Here is a 15,857-nt window from a genome sequence, read left to right on the forward strand (position 1 = left end):
AAGAAAATTCTTAAATTTGACTATCACCGTGGCAGAGCCAAGGTGTATTTCGCTAAATTTATTTCAGCAAGCTGAAAATCGAATTTTCATTATTTACCCCTCTGCCTTCGGCATCTCCCCTCAAACAGGGGAGAAATTTTGGAAAACCCCGACGCAGAGCAGCGAGGAATTCTTTCGATTAAAAACACAGAGAAACAGAGATAACAGTGAACACAGAAATCTTATTTCTACTTCTTTTGCGGACAAAAGAAGTATTTCTTCAAACGGCATCCACGTTTCTTTGTCGGCGCAAAGAAATGATGTAGATTGACCTGCCAGGTCGATGACTTTGCAACCAAGCTGGTCGCTGCACGAAACGACTCTTTGCTCATATTTTGCTTTTTCTCAAATCTCATTTCTCACCACTCATCTCTAATCTTGCGAAGCTCGATCAAGCAAAAAGTTCTAAAACCTTCGCAAGGTCTGACTCGTTATTCATATTTCAACGTTTTCACCGGATTTGATCTGGCTGTTTTAATGGTTTGCGAACTAACAGTGATGATGGATATAGAAAGCGCAAACAGACCGGAAATAATGAAAACAGATATTCCAATTTCTGTGCGATAAGCAAAATTCTGCAGCCACTTATCAATGATGAACCAGGAAATGGGCCAGGCAATTAGCACCGAGATCACCACAAGTTTACAGAACTCTTTGGTTAGCAGGAAAATAATATCTAAAACCGATGAGCCCAGCACTTTTCGTATGCCGATCTCTTTAGTTCTGTTCTGCACCAGGAAGGAAGTTAATCCCAACAATCCCAGACATCCCAGAATAATAGAAAGTGAACTGAAATAAAGTGCCAGCTTTCCTGTCTGCTGATCCCTGCGATACATAGTATTCAAAGTTTCATCCAAAAAATAGTATTTCAAAACGTGATCCGGATTGATCTGTTTGATCTTCTTCTTTATCAGCTGAATCGTTTTTTCGAAGTTTTTGCTGTTGATCTTTATTACAAGATAATTCACTCGATCTGTATTGTAATAGATTATGAGCGGTTGGATGGGATTGTGTAAAGAACTTGAATGGAAATCTTTTACCACTCCCACCACATTCATTTTATAGCTGCCGCCGTCACGACTTTTCATATTAAAAGTTTTACCGACCGTTTTCTTCCAACCAAATTTTTGGACTGCAGTTTGGTTGATGAGAACACTTTGCTGCGGATCGGTTGCCAGTTCTTCCGAAAAATTTCTACCTTCCACCACATCAATATTCATCGTGGAAATGAAGTCTGCATCCACAAATAGTTTTTCTCCCATTTGCGGATCATCTTCAGCAAAACCTTCCGGGAACATGATCGCTTTCTGCGTTCCCCTGCCGGGAAATAGCGAGGAAAATCCAATGCCGTCAATTTCAGAAATTTCAGAAAGTTCATTTTTTAGTACTTCCAGAGAAGTTTGCTTAATGATCTGCCGAACTCCGGGAATCACGATCATACTGTTTTTTTTAAATCCAGGATCAGAATATTTCATGAAATTTATCTGACTGAAAATAGTGAGAGTAGAAATTGTCAGAATAATAGAAATAGCAAATTGGAAAACCACCAGCACACTTCTCAAGCTGGATCTATTTTTTGATTTGTAAATACCGGATTTCAATACATTAACAGGCTTTAGACCAGAAAGATAAAACGCCGGGTAGCTACCTGCTAATATTCCAACTACTATTGGAAAGAGCATAATTATTCCAGTCATTTGCCAGAGATTTAAGTAACTCAGATCTATATAAGTTCCAAAAATATCGCCAAAATATGGACGGATCATTTCCAGAACAGAAACAGAAAGCAGTACGGCAATAAAACACAGGATCACAGATTCCAGCAGAAATTGCATTACGATCTGTTTTCTATTCGATCCGATGGTTTTTCGCATTCCGATCTCTTTGGCTCGGATGGAAGCATTGGCAGTGGCCAGATTGATGAAATTTATACAGGCAATCACTAAAACGAACAGGGCAATTGCAATGAATAGATACAAATATTTGATATCGGCTTGCGGTGCGATATCACCAGCCAGGTCAGAAAACAGATGAATATCAGTTAGTGGTTGCATGAAGAATATCAATTTTGCTCCAAATGAATCCAGCATCTGTCCCATATATTTGTTTACAAAGGTCGGCAACTTAGCTTCAAACTGTTGCCAATTTACGTTTTTATCTAGAAGCAGGTAAGTATAAAATTGGATGTGAAACCAGTTTTCCATCATCTCTTTCTGCTGGTCAAAAAGTGTAGAAAAGGAAGCCATTAACTGAAATTTGAAATGGGAATTTTGCGGAATGTTCTGAAATATTCCGGTAATTGTGTAGGGTCCAATTCCATTTATCATCAAGGTTTCTCCAATTGGATTGGATTCTGCAAAATAATTTTCTGCAATATTTTGTGAAATTACAACCGTGAAAGGATCCTTCAGTGCAGAATTGCTATCACCTTGAACAAATGGAAATGAGAAAACATTGAAAATGGAATTATCGCCATGACAAAAGCCCGCCTCCTGATAAGTTTCTTCACCGATTTTCAAACTTACCCGAGTAGGATTTTCCAAGCGAGCTGCATCAACAACTTCTGGAAAATCTTCGATCAGATTTGGTGCCGCCAGTGGCATCGACATTGGATAGATCATGTGACTGCCTGCTTCCAGATCAACGCATAATCTTACGATTCTATCCTTATTCTCGTGGTATTTGTCGTAACTGAACTCAAAACCAACCCAGATCATGATGAGCATAAAGGCTGTAATGCCAAGAACCAGCCCCAGAATATTGATAAGTGTAATTACTTTATGTCTGGCCATATTTCTAAATGTGATTTGTAAATAATTTTTTAACATCTAAATTTATTCTCCGTTTTATGAATTCATTTTTTTAGCGTTCTTGCTCTATTTTATTCTTTTCATCTCATCTTAGGATAGATGAGAATTTAAACATGTCGGCATTATAAAAAATCTCGTTTAGAACTTTTGAGAAAAAAGCGTTAAGAAGAATATTCTGTTTGAATTCCGGAGATATTCGGAATGAGTTAATATTCTTTAGCTTCTTCGATAAAAGTTTAGTGACTTTTATGAGCCGAGAGTTTTCTTTTAGGGATCGGCTTGTGAAACAAACGATTCTCATACAAGCCTTATCTCTACTTCTTTTATCGGTACAGAAGAAATATTGTAGATTGACCTGCCAGGTCGATAACTTTGCGACCAAGCTGGTTGCTGTACGAAACGACTCGATGCTCATATTTTGCCTTTTCTCAAATCTCATTTTTCACCATTCATCTCTAACCTTGCGAAGCTCGATCAAGCAAAAAGTCCGAAAACCTTCGCAAGGTCTGACTCGTTACTCATATTTCAACGCTTTCACAGGATTCTGAATTGCAGCATTAAAGGAGCGGAAGCTGATCGTGATAACTGCAACGATTAGTGCACTCAAACCTGAAACAACAAATATCCAGAGACCGAAATCCGTTTTATAGGCAAAACTCTGCAGCCATTTATTCATCACAAACCAGGCAACAGGCCAGGCAATGATATTGGCGATCAAAACCCATTTCGTAAATTCTTTTACCAGCAGCAGCATCACACTGCTGATAGATGCACCCAGAACTTTGCGGATGCCGATTTCCTTGAATCTCTGTTCTGTCATAAAGGAAGCCAGACCGAACAAACCAAGACAGGAAATGAGAATAGCAAAACCGGTAAAGTAATCGAAAATTTTTCCCATCTGTTTTTCTGCATTATACATTCTTTCAAACATATCATCGAGAAACCTGTATTCAAAGGGATTATCCGGTACAAATTCTTGCCAGACTGTTTCCATTTTATCCAGAACTTCCTGTATATTTCCAGATTGGATCTTCGCATGAAATACTCCCATCAGGTTGGGGTCAAAACGAATAACCAAAGGTTCAACTTTGTTGCGGATATGCTTATAATTAAAATTCTTCACCACTCCAATTATCGGTCCGGAAATTTCGGCATACAGGTCTTCTATCATCTGTTCGGTCGGATTGGAAAAGCCCATCACTTCCACTGCTTTTTCGTTGATCACATAGGCCAGAGTATCAGATGGAAACTGTCTGGAAAAACTGCGGCCTTCCACCATCTCCATTTCGAATGATTCAAAGAAATCATAACCAACCGTCAGATTGTGAATGAGTACGCGCTCCTCATCACCAAGACCTTCCCATTTGAAACCATAGCCGGAATTGGCGAAATCGGTGGGATATTGGCTGGTTGCAGTGATAGAATTTATCCCTGAAATATTTTTCACTTCTTCTTTGAAAACATTCAAATCTTCGGAAGACAATCCCCGCGAACTAAAGCTGACGATCTGATCACGACTAAAGCCAACATCTGATTGGAAGATGAAATTTATCTGTTTATGAATTAAAATCGTGCTGATTATCAGAATGATGGAAAGTGAGAATTGCACAATAACCAATATTTTGCGAAAGACTCCTTTTCGCTGTCCTCCGATTAATGAACTCTTCAAAACCGATACAGGTTTAAAGGATGATAGCAGCAGAGCAGGATAAATTCCCGACATCAAACCAGTGATGACAGTAAGTAAAAGCAGCAGCCAGATCACTCCTGAATTATTGAAAAGACTGAGTTCTTTGCCCGAGATATCGTTGAAAAACGGAATCGCAAGTTCCACGAAGACAAGTGCAACGATCATCGCTATGATCGCCAGGAAAATAGATTCTCCAAAAAATTGAATGATCAATTTATTCCTGCTTGATCCGACTATTTTTCTAAGGCCTACTTCTCTGGCTCGTTTGGTGCTGCGAGCTGTGGAAAGGTTCATGAAATTGATGCAGGCGATCAGCAATATGAACAAGGCAATTATAGAAAAGATTCGAACATAAATAATGTCACCGTGTCCATCCAGGTCTGCTACATAATGTGAATGTAAATGGATCTCGGTGAGTGGCTGCAGATTTACAACAACCGGATAGCCGGCATCATGATCAGTCAGATAATTATCTATCTTTTTATCCAGTTCCTGCCAGTTTGCATTTTCCTGCAATTGAATATAAGTATAATAGGAATTTGATCCCCAGCCTTCCAGGTCACCGCCGAATTCTTTCAGAATCTCAAATGGTACTACAAAATCAAAATCCAGATGGGAGTTATCGGGTATATTCTGGAAAACACCTGTTACATTAAAAATGGTGTTTTCATTTAATTCGATAGTTTGCCCGATCGGATTTTCATCTCCGAAAATTTTATAAGCTGTTTCTTCTGAAATAACCATATTGAAAAGATCATCAAACATCTTTTGTTTATCTCCTGCTAATATTGAAAAAGAGAACATTTCGAAGAGTCCGTGATCTGCCAACGTAATATTAGCTTTCAGCATTTCCTCACCGCAGGGAATGTAGCCAAATGAGTAGGTCTGAAAACGAGTGAAATTTATAACTTCAGGAAAATCTTCCAATATGGCCGGTCCTAATGCTGCTGGTGTAACCGCAACCGGAAACGGTTCGCCGGATTGTTCCTGCATTTCCACTACACGGAAAATGTTGTCGACATTCACGTGAAATCGATCATAACTGAGTTCATGACGCACCCAAAGTAAGATAAGAATACAAACTGCCATACCAATGGCCAATCCTATTATATTTATGAACGAAAATCCTTTGTGTCTTGCAATATTTCTAAATGCAACTTTAAAGTAATTCTTCAGCATGATCTACTCCTTGTTCAGACTTTTAATAAAATCGGCTTTCATCCAATATATATCAGCATTTCCATTTTGTGGTTTTGGAAAAATTTCTTTCAAATACGAATAAGTCAGCTTTTGAGGTTTTGCTATCTTATCCGTTCTGGCTGACATAAAGAAAATATATTTCTCATCTGAAGTTACATAAGCCGACCATTCATGGGCATCAGCAGAATTGATCTTTGGCCCCATATTCACCGGATCACTCCAGTTATCGTTTTCATCTCGGAAGGAAATGTAGTAATCTGTTCCACCATAAGAATCTTCAGCACCAAAAACCGGAATTATCAAATAGGATTCATCGGGAGAGATGGTGGCATTGTAACGGGAACGGCCGATATTTACATGATCCGGCAGGATTTCAGGATCAGCGAATTTCCCATTTTCCCATTTGGAACGCAGTATGATGTTTACTCTTTTTTCTGTATCTACTCCTGTATAATACAAAACTCCATCTTTGGTGATCGACGGAAAATATTCGCCGTTTTCTGTATTGATATTTGATGATAACGGTTGCGGTTTTTCCCATTGATCACCTTTCCTTTTTGCCATCCAGATATTACTGTCGGTTCTTGTTGTGTCTTCATCAATTGACTGGTTGGTAACAAAAAATATCTTACTGCCGTCGGCAGAAATAAAAGGTTCATAATAGGTATATTTACTATCTGTAGAAAATGGTGCAACTTCCAAATCTGACCATTTGCCATTTTCGTATTTAGAGAAAACAACTGCCGAGTAAGTGTTGTTTCCAAAACCTACTGAAAAATACATTTCTCTGCCGTCCGGCATTATGGCAACATCGCGGTTATTCATTCCGTTAGAAACTATACCAGGTGCAAAAACTTCCGGTTCATCACCGGGGGGAGTTTGCCCCATGTATGCACCTCGAAGCATTTGAAAGTCATTTTGTACTTCCACTTGGCAGGATAAAAATAATCCTGCAACAAGTGTAACTATTGCTGTTTTTAAAATCTTCATTTCTTCCTTCCTTTCTAAAATCCAATTTATTTAATCATTAGCATTTTCTTCACAGGCGAATTTGGGATATTGAGCTTGTAATAATAAATTCCAGATGAAACTGATTGATTGTTTTTATCAGATCCTTCCCAAATAGCCGATCCTTTGACTCCTTCTGAGCAGATAATGAACTTAGCAGGATAAGAAATCCAAGTATGTAAATTACTTTGTTATTAATCATTTGTTACCTCTTTTTTTAAGATAAGCATGAAAACAGGAAGAAGTTTCGAATTATAGATTGCAAAACAAAACGAATTATTCGAGCAGCCGACTCATTTCTCACCACTTATCTCTAACCTTGCGAAGCTCGATTAAGCAAGAAGTTCGAAAACCTTCGCAAGGTCTGACTCGTTATTCATACTTCAATGCATCCACCGGATTGATATTGGCTGCTTTAATTGTGAGAAAGCTAACTGTAAGCAACGATATCATCAAAGCACTTCCTCCGGCAATAATAAAAACGAGCAAACTGATATCGGTTTTATAGGCAAAACTCTGCAACCAGTTTCTCATAATCAAATAGGCTACCGGCAATGCTACAAGATTGGCTACAACAACCCATTTTGTAAAATCGGTAGATAGCAGTTTTACTATCTGCGTTACATTTGATCCCAACACTTTTCTGATGCCGATCTCTTTGGTTCGTTGCTGGATCATGAAAGCTGAAAGTCCCAGCAAACCCAGACAGGAAATGATAATTGCAAAGAAAGCAAAGTGATTGAACAATCTTCCCAATCTGATCTCAGAGCGATATAAATTATCAAATTCATCATCCAGGAATCTGTATTCAAACAGGAAATTCGGTGCAATTTCTCTGCTAACTTTCTCGATATAATCCAGCGTTGCAGTCAGGTCTTTTCCGGTAACTCTAACAGCAACATGATTATCCCATTCTGGAACAGCCACCAAGCCCAAAGGTTGAATATTATTATGCAATGAACGGAAATTGAAATCTTTTACCACGCCTTTGATAACTCCCTGATCGAATGCTTTTCCGATCGGATCTTCAAGACCTGCCATCTTGACGGCAGATTCGTTCAAAATCCATTCAAATTCCTCTTCTTCGCTGTAGGAATCTTTGGCGTAGAACTCACCCGCAACCAGTTCCAGATCAAATGTTTTCAAGAAGTCTTTATCTACAGAAATCAGGGGAAGATTCAGTTTTTGTTCTCCGCCATTTCCTTCCCAATTATCCACCGACATCGACCATTTTGGTCCTAATCCAAGATAACTTGATGTTCTTGTAACACACAGGATCTCAGGATTTTTCAAAAGTTCATATTTCAGAATATCAGATTTCTGGAAAAAAGTATTATTCAATGGAAGATAAATTACGTTTTCTTTATTGAATCCCAGATTTTCTGATCTAATAAAATTCATCTGGCGGGAAACAACTAAAGTAGAAAAAATCAAAATAATGGAAAGTGTGAACTGCACTACGACCAACACTTTCCTGAAACCAGAGGAACTGCTGGATTTTCCTCCTTTCAATATGCTTACAGGTTTGAATGATGAAAGCATAAACGCTGGATAAATTCCAGATATTATTCCAGTAAAAAATGCAATTCCCAATAATGCCGGGATCATATTGCTACCCAGCAAATCAAATACAAGATCTTTGGATGTAAGATCATTGAAGATCGGCATCATTAATTCCACTAAAACAATTGCAAAAATAAGAGCAATAAATGCCATTATGATTGATTCGCTGATAAACTGGATTTTGAGTTGATTTTTTACTGCACCTACCACTTTCCTTACGCCGATCTCTCTTGCTCTCTGCAAAGAACGTGCAGTAGATAGATTCATGAAATTTATGCAGGCGATCAGCAGAATGAAAACAGCGATCGAAGAGAAAATATATATATAGATCATCATGCCGGGACTGCCATCCAGATTGTAGAGATGAATTTTGCTGACCGGCTGCAGGAAGAAAGTTCTTCCCATATCAGGAGATATCTCTTCAATGCAGGTATTTATATCAGCTTCAGCAACCTGCGGAATTACAGCTTCGGGAAGCAGCACAAAAGTATTGAAACCAAAATCTCCCCAGTCATCTTCACCGCCGTATCCCATCACTTCCGGCAGCCGTGCAAACTGCATCAAAAAATCGAACTGTAGATGACTTCCAGCCGGCATATCTTTCAGCACACCTTCCACATTCAAATCAAAATCATTATTTATGGTAATCGTTTTTCCAACCGGATTTTCAGCAGGAAAGAAGTTATCTGCCATTTCCTGGCTGATGACAGCCGAATTGGGGTTTTCAAAAGCTGTATCGACACTTCCTTTGGCAAATGGAAGAGTAAAAATATTGAAAATGCTTTTATCGGTATAACCAGCTTGCTGCTGAAGCTTTTTATCTCCCACACTCACCAGCACGCTGCCTTCATTATGAAATCTGGCTGCATCCTCGATGCTGCTGTATTTTTCTTTGATTGTCCTTGCCAGTGGTGGTGGAGTTCGCCAGTGTTGTCGGGTTTCTCCATTTACATCATAAGAAAATAAAATACGGTAAATATTATCTGCTTTTTGATGGAATCTGTCGAAATTGTATTCATCCTGAACCCACAGCATTATTAAAATGCAAATTGCCATTCCGATGGCTAATCCTGTTATATTGATAAATGAAAATCCTTTGTGACGAACAATATTTCTAAATGCAACTTTAAGATAATTTTTGATCATTTTATACTCCAATAACAATTTTTTTCAAATTTATAATTACTCATATTGTAGTGCATCCACCGGATTGATATTAGCTGCTCGAATCGTTTGAAAACTGATCGTAACAAAAGCAATAATGAGAGCCAGCAAACCTGAACCGATAAAATACAACAAGTTCATGTTTGTCTGATAAACGAAATTCTGCAGCCATTTATGCATGGCAAACCAGGCCAAAGGCCAGGCAATTATATTGGCTATAATTATCCATTTGGTAAATTCTTTAGCGAGCAGAAATACGATGGAACGAACTGAAGAGCCCATCACTTTGCGGATCGCTACTTCTCTTCTACGCTGCTGAGTTGTGAAGGAAGCCAATCCAAATAATCCCAGACATGCAATCAGGATTGCCAGAATTGAGAACACAGCAATGTTAGTGGCAAATGCCCTGTCCTGGCGGAATTGGAAATTGAAAATTTCGTTGAAATATCTCAGCTGAAAATTAGCATTTTCGTTGAATTGTTCCACAATAGTCATAATTTCCGGAAATACTTCGTCATCAATTCCGGGTTTAAGTTTTACCAAAAATCGAGGATAAAATTGATCGGAATGGATCAGTATCATTGGATTCACTTTGCGACGTGTTGTCGTCACATTCACATCTTCGATAACTCCCACAACTGTTCTTGCCAGTCTTGCTTCGTTTTCATCTATCATAACAATGCTTTTCCCGATCGGATTCTCCCAGCCCAGAGCTTTGACAGCAGAACTATTGATGAGACAGGTATTATCTACATCCGAGGCAAAATCTACTGAATAATCTCGACCTTCTGTAACCCTGAATTGCAGTGTTTCTGCCAGATCATCATCGATCATCAAACGATCGAACATCATGCCGTCTTCTTCACTGAAACCTTCCGGAATGACTTCCAGCCTGACCAGAGTTCCGCCGCCGATATTACTCATCACTCCAATGCTTTCTACGAAACTTAAATTTTTGAGTTCTTCTTTCAATGCTCTGCCATTCTGATTATTTCCAAAATTGGGAACTACAACCACATTTTCCCGATTATAACCGAGATCGACGGAATTCAAATATTGGATCTGCTGCGAAACGATGAAGACCGAAATGATGAGTGCTATGGAAACTGCAAACTGACCAACCACCAGAATTCGTCTTAACAAAACTCCGCGTTTACTGGTCGTGAAATTTCCGGAAAGCACTTTTACGGGTTTGAAATTGGACAAGATCAAAGCTGGATATATGCCGGCCAAAATTCCCACGATCAGAGAAACAGCAATTATCATCAGGGTGAAGGTGTAATTTTCGATCAAGTTGAAGCTGAGATTTTTCTGCAGGAAATCATTCAAATGTGGTAATGCAATTTCAAAAAGTGCCAGCGCAATCACAACCGCGATCAAGGTGATGATGATCGACTCTCCCAGAAACTGCATAAAGAGTTGTTTTTTATCACCTCCTACAATTTTGCGCATTCCCACTTCACGAGCCCTGCGAGCAGCTCTAGCGCTGGAAAGGTTTATAAAATTTATAGATGCAATCACCAGAACCAGAATTGCAATGATGCCAAGAGTATAAACTTTTAGTTTGTCGTTGGGATTGAAATTTACAAAATCATAACGCAGGTGACCGGAACCAAGATGAACATCCAGAAGCGGTTGCATATCTGGTTTAAAAACTTCGGCAAAACCAGATTCTCGAGCATGTTCAATCAATTTACTTTTTACAACTGCAGGATCAGCATTTTCGTTAATTCGGAAATAACCGATAAGAGCAAGATTTTCCCAGCTGTCCCACCAGACAGGATTGTTCTGAATATTTAGTGGAACTATTGCCTGATACTGCAAATGAGAATTTTGCGGACATTCCTGCACAATTCCAGCAATATAGGCATTCTGCATGCGGCCTGCCAGAATTGGTTTTCCGATAGGATCTTGATCTGGAAAAAGTGTTTCTGCAATAGTTGGTGTAATATAAATTCCATTTAAATCTTCCATTGGTTTTTCGGTATTTCCAGATAAGATTTCGAAATCAAAAACATTAAAGAATTCTGTATCCGCAACCAGGCACAGAACATTCATTCTTTCATTGATCTCTTCTTCACCTTCTTCCAGCACATTTCCAAAACCTACATTTCCAAAAGTCGTTATTCGTGTAGCAGCTTCGATCTCTGGTATATTATCTGCCATTGCAGCTACCAGCGGACCCGAGGTAATCGAATAACTGAGAGCTCCCTCATTTTCTGAATTATCAACTGTGAGAAGGTGATAAATGTACTTAGCATTTTTGTGAAACCGATCGTATGTCAGATCATCGATAACATAAAATGAAATAATTAGGCAAACAGCCAATCCGATTGCAAATCCAAAAATATTGATGAACGAATAGGTTTTCTGCCTAAATATATTGCGAAAAGCAACTTTTAAATAATTTTTGAACATTTAATTCCCCACACTTTTTTTCTTATATTTATTGCAATTGACATGCCAAATCATAATTACCTTAAAAATAAAGAATTATGCGGTTTAATGGAAAGCTCTATTTGTCCGTTTGAGTACGATCTGTGTACGATAGCGGACAGGTATGCTTTGGGGATTGGGGGATTTGGTGATTGGGTGATTGGGTGAAGTTGTGAAAATGGGATATCCGGCTTCGTTTGAACTACGCCGAGATTATAACAGAAGAAAGGGAGAATAGGAAAAAGCGAGAATGCAAATAAATTTTGTCATTCTCGATTCGGATTTTATACACTAGTCAAGTCTGAAATCTCTTTCATCCTGAAGTCCAGTCTTCTTCTGAACTCCAGTCTGGAATTAATTTTTCTTTTGACAAATATTGATCAAACTCACAGGTTCGGAATAACTTTTGAAATTGGATGGAAAATGAAGGAGAAATAATTGAAAAGAAGTAATTTTGCTGGTATTACTGGTTACGAAGAAAATAATCATAGATTTCGGTAATAAAATGATCTATTTTTTACCCTAATTTTGAGAATCATGTTGAACAATTTTTAAATAAATTCTAATTCTAATGCAAAAATTCAAAAATAAATACCGCATTCCATCTGCCAGATTATCATCATGGGATTATTCAAATAATGGTTATTATTATATCACCATTTGCACAAAAAATCGAATTTGCTATTTGGGCGATATAAAAGATATCCCTGTATCGAACAAATCGAAACCTAAAATGAAATTGTCAAAAATCGGTGAAATTACCAGAAAATACTGGTTGGAAATTCCCGAACATTTTCCATTTATTTTGTTGGATGAATTTATCGTTATGCCAAATCATTTTCATGGGATTTTGATAATTGATAATCCTGTAGAGACGCCCAAATTGGACGTCTCTACAGGAAAAAAATCAAAAACGGAAAATGATGGTATCAACCCAAAATGGAAACCGGGAACATTGGGTGTAATAATAAATCAATACAAACGGATTTGTACTATTAATGCCCGTAAGATCAACCCCGATTTCGCCTGGCAGTCGAGGTTTTGTGATCATATCATCAGGAATGAAAAATCGCTTTATAATATCCGAAATTACATAAGAATGAATCCTGAAAAATGGAAGAATGATGACTACTATTAGATGCCAATTTATGAATTAATGGAAAAAAATTCCTTATAAAACAAAAAGGCTGCTCAACATCGAGCAGCCTTAATTTTGTTCAAATTAGAATTTTACTCTTTAAATTCAATCACATCGGCACGAACGATCACTTTTGCTTTTGTGAACACCAAAAGATTCAAACAATCTGAATCGTAGCGTACATTGGTAAGAGCCAGTTTTTTGCCTTCTATGCTGCCGTATTGTTTTTCAATGTTTTCCCAAAGATCGCTCAGAGCTTCCTGATAAAGCATTCCCGAACCTTGAACACGGAAAAGAGCTATTGTTTCTGTGAATACTCCGGCAGAAAAAGAAGCACCAAAAACATAACCGGCATCTGCTTCACCTTTCACATCGGTAAGTGCGATCTGATAGTTTGCTTCCGAAAGTTCTACACTGGTTTGGTGCGTGGAAACAAAAGCACCACCATAAGTACATCCTGTCATCATGATTGCAGCAAAAGCAATCAGCAATAATACAAATCTAAATTTCATTTTGTCCTCCTATTTCTATGTTTTTTTGTACCTAGATTTTTGTTAAGCTTTTATTGGCAAGCATAAAAAATGAATAGTCATACATTTTTTCTCTACCTTTGGTATCTACCCTTGATAATGTGAGGAAAACTTGGAAAAATCCGAAGTAGAGCGGAGAAGAATTTTGTTGATCAAAGTGAACTAATTGACAAACTAAATTCCAAAATCAGAATGCAATTAGATTATTTTTTTAAAGGTTCGATGAAAAAATTGTTATATCTCAGTTCTATACTTATAAAACTTCAACTGCAAACTCTTATGGTAAAGAAAAGTCATGTTTACAGCGCCTGATTTTCGTATCCACATAAATTACCGAAACTGCGAGTCGAAGACTCAGGGCATGAAGGTTCCTCGAAGAAGAAAATCAGGAAGAAACGCATTTGTAAACATGACGAGTTTTTCTTTGGTTCGTTTATTTTGTTGGTACAAAAGAAATGAACATTCTCTTACAGCTTGTCTATCTTTGCACGGCTAAAAGAAGTAAGTAACTTTTATGAAAGAAAACAGAAAAAGGCAGAGAAGCGATAAAGGAAAGATCGAACCGCAGATGAACATGGCTGAATAACCTTGAAAAGATTTACAAGGAAGTTTCATTCTCTTAAACCTTTTCAAGGTTGAATTCAAGATTTACAAAATTTTTCTTGCAGCTTTTTCATAAATTCATCTATTTTCTCTTTAAATAAATTGAGGTGAATATGAAACTAAAAAAAGAACTCACTTTTAAGCATGTTTTCAGCATCGCAGCTGGTGCAATGATAAGTTCTGGAATCTTTATTTTACCAGGATTAGCTTTTCAGCAAAGCGGACCATCTATTTTTCTCTCTTATTTCATTGCTGGAATTCTGGCACTTCTGGGAGTGCTGAGTGTAATCGAACTTTCTACTGCTATGCCACGAGCCGGTGGTGATTATTATTTTGTGAATCGCAGTATGGGACCAATGGCAGGAACAATTTCCGGGCTGTTCGGCTGGGTTGCTATTTCCCTGAAAAGTGCATTTGCTATTTTTGGACTTTCGGAAGTGATCTTCCTTTTGACAGGTTCACCTCTTATTATAAATTCTTTGATATTAACCAGTGGATTTGTAATTCTGAATATTGCCGGAGTAAAAGAAGTTGCCCGATTGGAACTTTGGCTGGTAGTTGGTTTACTTGTAATATTAGCAGCTTTTTCTATTTTTGGATTTCCCCACATTTCCATAGAAAGATATTCACCTTTTCTACCGCATGGAACGAATTCATTATTCATAACTGCTGGTTTTGTTTTTGTCTCTTTTGGAGGACTTATCAGTGTGGCCAGCGTAGCCGAAGAAGTGAAAGATCCCGGTAAAAATATTCCGCTGGGATTGATAACTGCAGTGGCTGTAGTTTCAGTTTTGTATCTGGTGCTTTTATTTGTTACAGTTGGCGTATTGCCAGGAAAAGAACTTGCAGGATCGTTCACACCACTGGCTGACGCAGCCAGAATTTTCTGGGGAAGTCCGGGATTTGTGATAATCACTATTGCGGCAGTTCTGGCATTTGTAACAACTGCTGTAGCTGGAATTTTGTCTGCTTCCCGCTATCCTCTGGCTCTCAGTCGAGATCAACTTCTGCCAGGCTGGATCGGAAAAGTGGATGCAAAAAGAAAGACTCCAGTTATTTCGCTTCTGATAACCGGCCTGTTTATTTTCGGAACTTTACAGTTGCCGCTTGAACTTCTGGTGAAAGCTGCTTCCACTGTGATATTGAGTGCAAACATCATGGCAAATATTGCCGTGATAATCCTGCGGGAAAGCAAACTCAGAAATTATCAACCCTCTTTCAAAGCTCCACTTTATCCCTGGCTGCAGATCGTCACGATATTACTTCTGGGATTTTTCGTAGTTGATATGGGTTTGGCAACCATCGAGATCAGTCTGGGATTTCTGTTATTTTCAGTTTTAGTTTACCTGCTTTATGGCCGACGGTTTTCTAAAACTGAGTATGCTTTCCTGCATTTGATCGCGAGGATCACCGACAAACGTATCGCATCATCATCTCTGGAACGGGAACTTCGCTCCATTTTAAATCAGCGTGATGAAATCGTGCATGATGAATTCGATGAAGCAGTAATAAATGGCATAGTTTTGGAAGATATAAAATCTCACTACTGTCCTGTTATAAGTTAAACAATACCAATTGTTTAGAATCGGAGGGTGTAGTTTTTCTGTAATCCGATTTTGTAAGTAGTTGCAAAATAGGCACTTTTTCAAAAAGCGAGACACTCAAAATTTGTAGAA

At 38.2% G+C, this 15,857-nt stretch carries 9 protein-coding genes; 3 read left to right on the plus strand and 6 right to left on the minus strand.

What is annotated here, in order from left to right; all coding sequences use genetic code 11:
• Positions 1–310, plus strand: a 310-nt coding sequence (locus tag K9N40_10440) for a hypothetical protein (protein MCF7814885.1), incomplete at its 5' end; no start/stop codon positions are given.
• 160 nt (positions 311–470) lie between these two features.
• Here K9N40_10440 and K9N40_10445 read toward each other — a convergent pair.
• The 5 genes from K9N40_10445 to K9N40_10465 form a co-directional block, all read right to left on the minus strand.
• Positions 471–2,867: an ABC transporter permease gene (locus K9N40_10445; GenBank protein MCF7814886.1), complete on the minus strand. Its 2,397-nt coding sequence runs from the start codon at positions 2,865–2,867 to the stop codon at positions 471–473.
• A 496-nt stretch (positions 2,868–3,363) separates the two neighbouring features.
• Entirely contained in the window at positions 3,364–5,718 is a 2,355-nt protein-coding gene (locus tag K9N40_10450) for an ABC transporter permease (protein ID MCF7814887.1), read from the minus strand.
• A gap of 3 nt (positions 5,719–5,721) precedes the next feature.
• Complete coding sequence (locus K9N40_10455; GenBank protein MCF7814888.1) at positions 5,722–6,729, minus strand: hypothetical protein; 1,008 nt, start codon at positions 6,727–6,729, stop codon at positions 5,722–5,724.
• Positions 6,730–7,119: 390 nt separating this feature from the next.
• Positions 7,120–9,456, minus strand: a complete 2,337-nt coding sequence (locus tag K9N40_10460; GenBank protein ID MCF7814889.1) for an ABC transporter permease — start codon at positions 9,454–9,456, stop codon at positions 7,120–7,122.
• Positions 9,457–9,492: 36 nt separating this feature from the next.
• The gene (locus K9N40_10465) at positions 9,493–11,892 is read right to left on the minus strand and encodes an ABC transporter permease (GenBank protein ID MCF7814890.1); all 2,400 of its coding nucleotides are present in this window, start codon (positions 11,890–11,892) and stop codon (positions 9,493–9,495) included.
• A gap of 589 nt (positions 11,893–12,481) precedes the next feature.
• Here K9N40_10465 and K9N40_10470 point away from each other — a divergent pair.
• Positions 12,482–13,048: a transposase gene (locus tag K9N40_10470; protein MCF7814891.1), complete on the plus strand. Its 567-nt coding sequence runs from the start codon at positions 12,482–12,484 to the stop codon at positions 13,046–13,048.
• Between the two features lie 92 nt (positions 13,049–13,140).
• On the opposite strand, the gene K9N40_10475 is transcribed toward K9N40_10470, so the two are convergent.
• Entirely contained in the window at positions 13,141–13,560 is a 420-nt protein-coding gene (locus tag K9N40_10475) for a hypothetical protein (GenBank protein ID MCF7814892.1), read from the minus strand.
• Positions 13,561–14,294: 734 nt separating this feature from the next.
• On the opposite strand from K9N40_10475, the gene K9N40_10480 reads away from it, so the two are divergent.
• A complete protein-coding gene (locus K9N40_10480; GenBank protein ID MCF7814893.1) occupies positions 14,295–15,746 on the plus strand; it encodes an APC family permease in 1,452 nt (483 codons plus the stop codon).
• Positions 15,747–15,857 lie beyond the last annotated feature (111 nt).

Source organism: Candidatus Cloacimonadota bacterium, from assembly GCA_021734245.1.
Taxonomy (GTDB): domain Bacteria; phylum Cloacimonadota; class Cloacimonadia; order Cloacimonadales; family TCS61; genus B137-G9.

Coding starts and splice junctions, on each gene's coding strand:
- K9N40_10445 (MCF7814886.1), bottom strand. CDS start 2,867: ATGTTAAAAAATTATTTACAAATCACATTTAGAAATATGGCCAGACAT.
- K9N40_10450 (MCF7814887.1), bottom strand. CDS start 5,718: ATGCTGAAGAATTACTTTAAAGTTGCATTTAGAAATATTGCAAGACAC.
- K9N40_10455 (MCF7814888.1), bottom strand. CDS start 6,729: ATGAAGATTTTAAAAACAGCAATAGTTACACTTGTTGCAGGATTATTT.
- K9N40_10460 (MCF7814889.1), bottom strand. CDS start 9,456: ATGATCAAAAATTATCTTAAAGTTGCATTTAGAAATATTGTTCGTCAC.
- K9N40_10465 (MCF7814890.1), bottom strand. CDS start 11,892: ATGTTCAAAAATTATTTAAAAGTTGCTTTTCGCAATATATTTAGGCAG.
- K9N40_10470 (MCF7814891.1), top strand. CDS start 12,482: ATGCAAAAATTCAAAAATAAATACCGCATTCCATCTGCCAGATTATCA.
- K9N40_10475 (MCF7814892.1), bottom strand. CDS start 13,560: ATGAAATTTAGATTTGTATTATTGCTGATTGCTTTTGCTGCAATCATG.
- K9N40_10480 (MCF7814893.1), top strand. CDS start 14,295: ATGAAACTAAAAAAAGAACTCACTTTTAAGCATGTTTTCAGCATCGCA.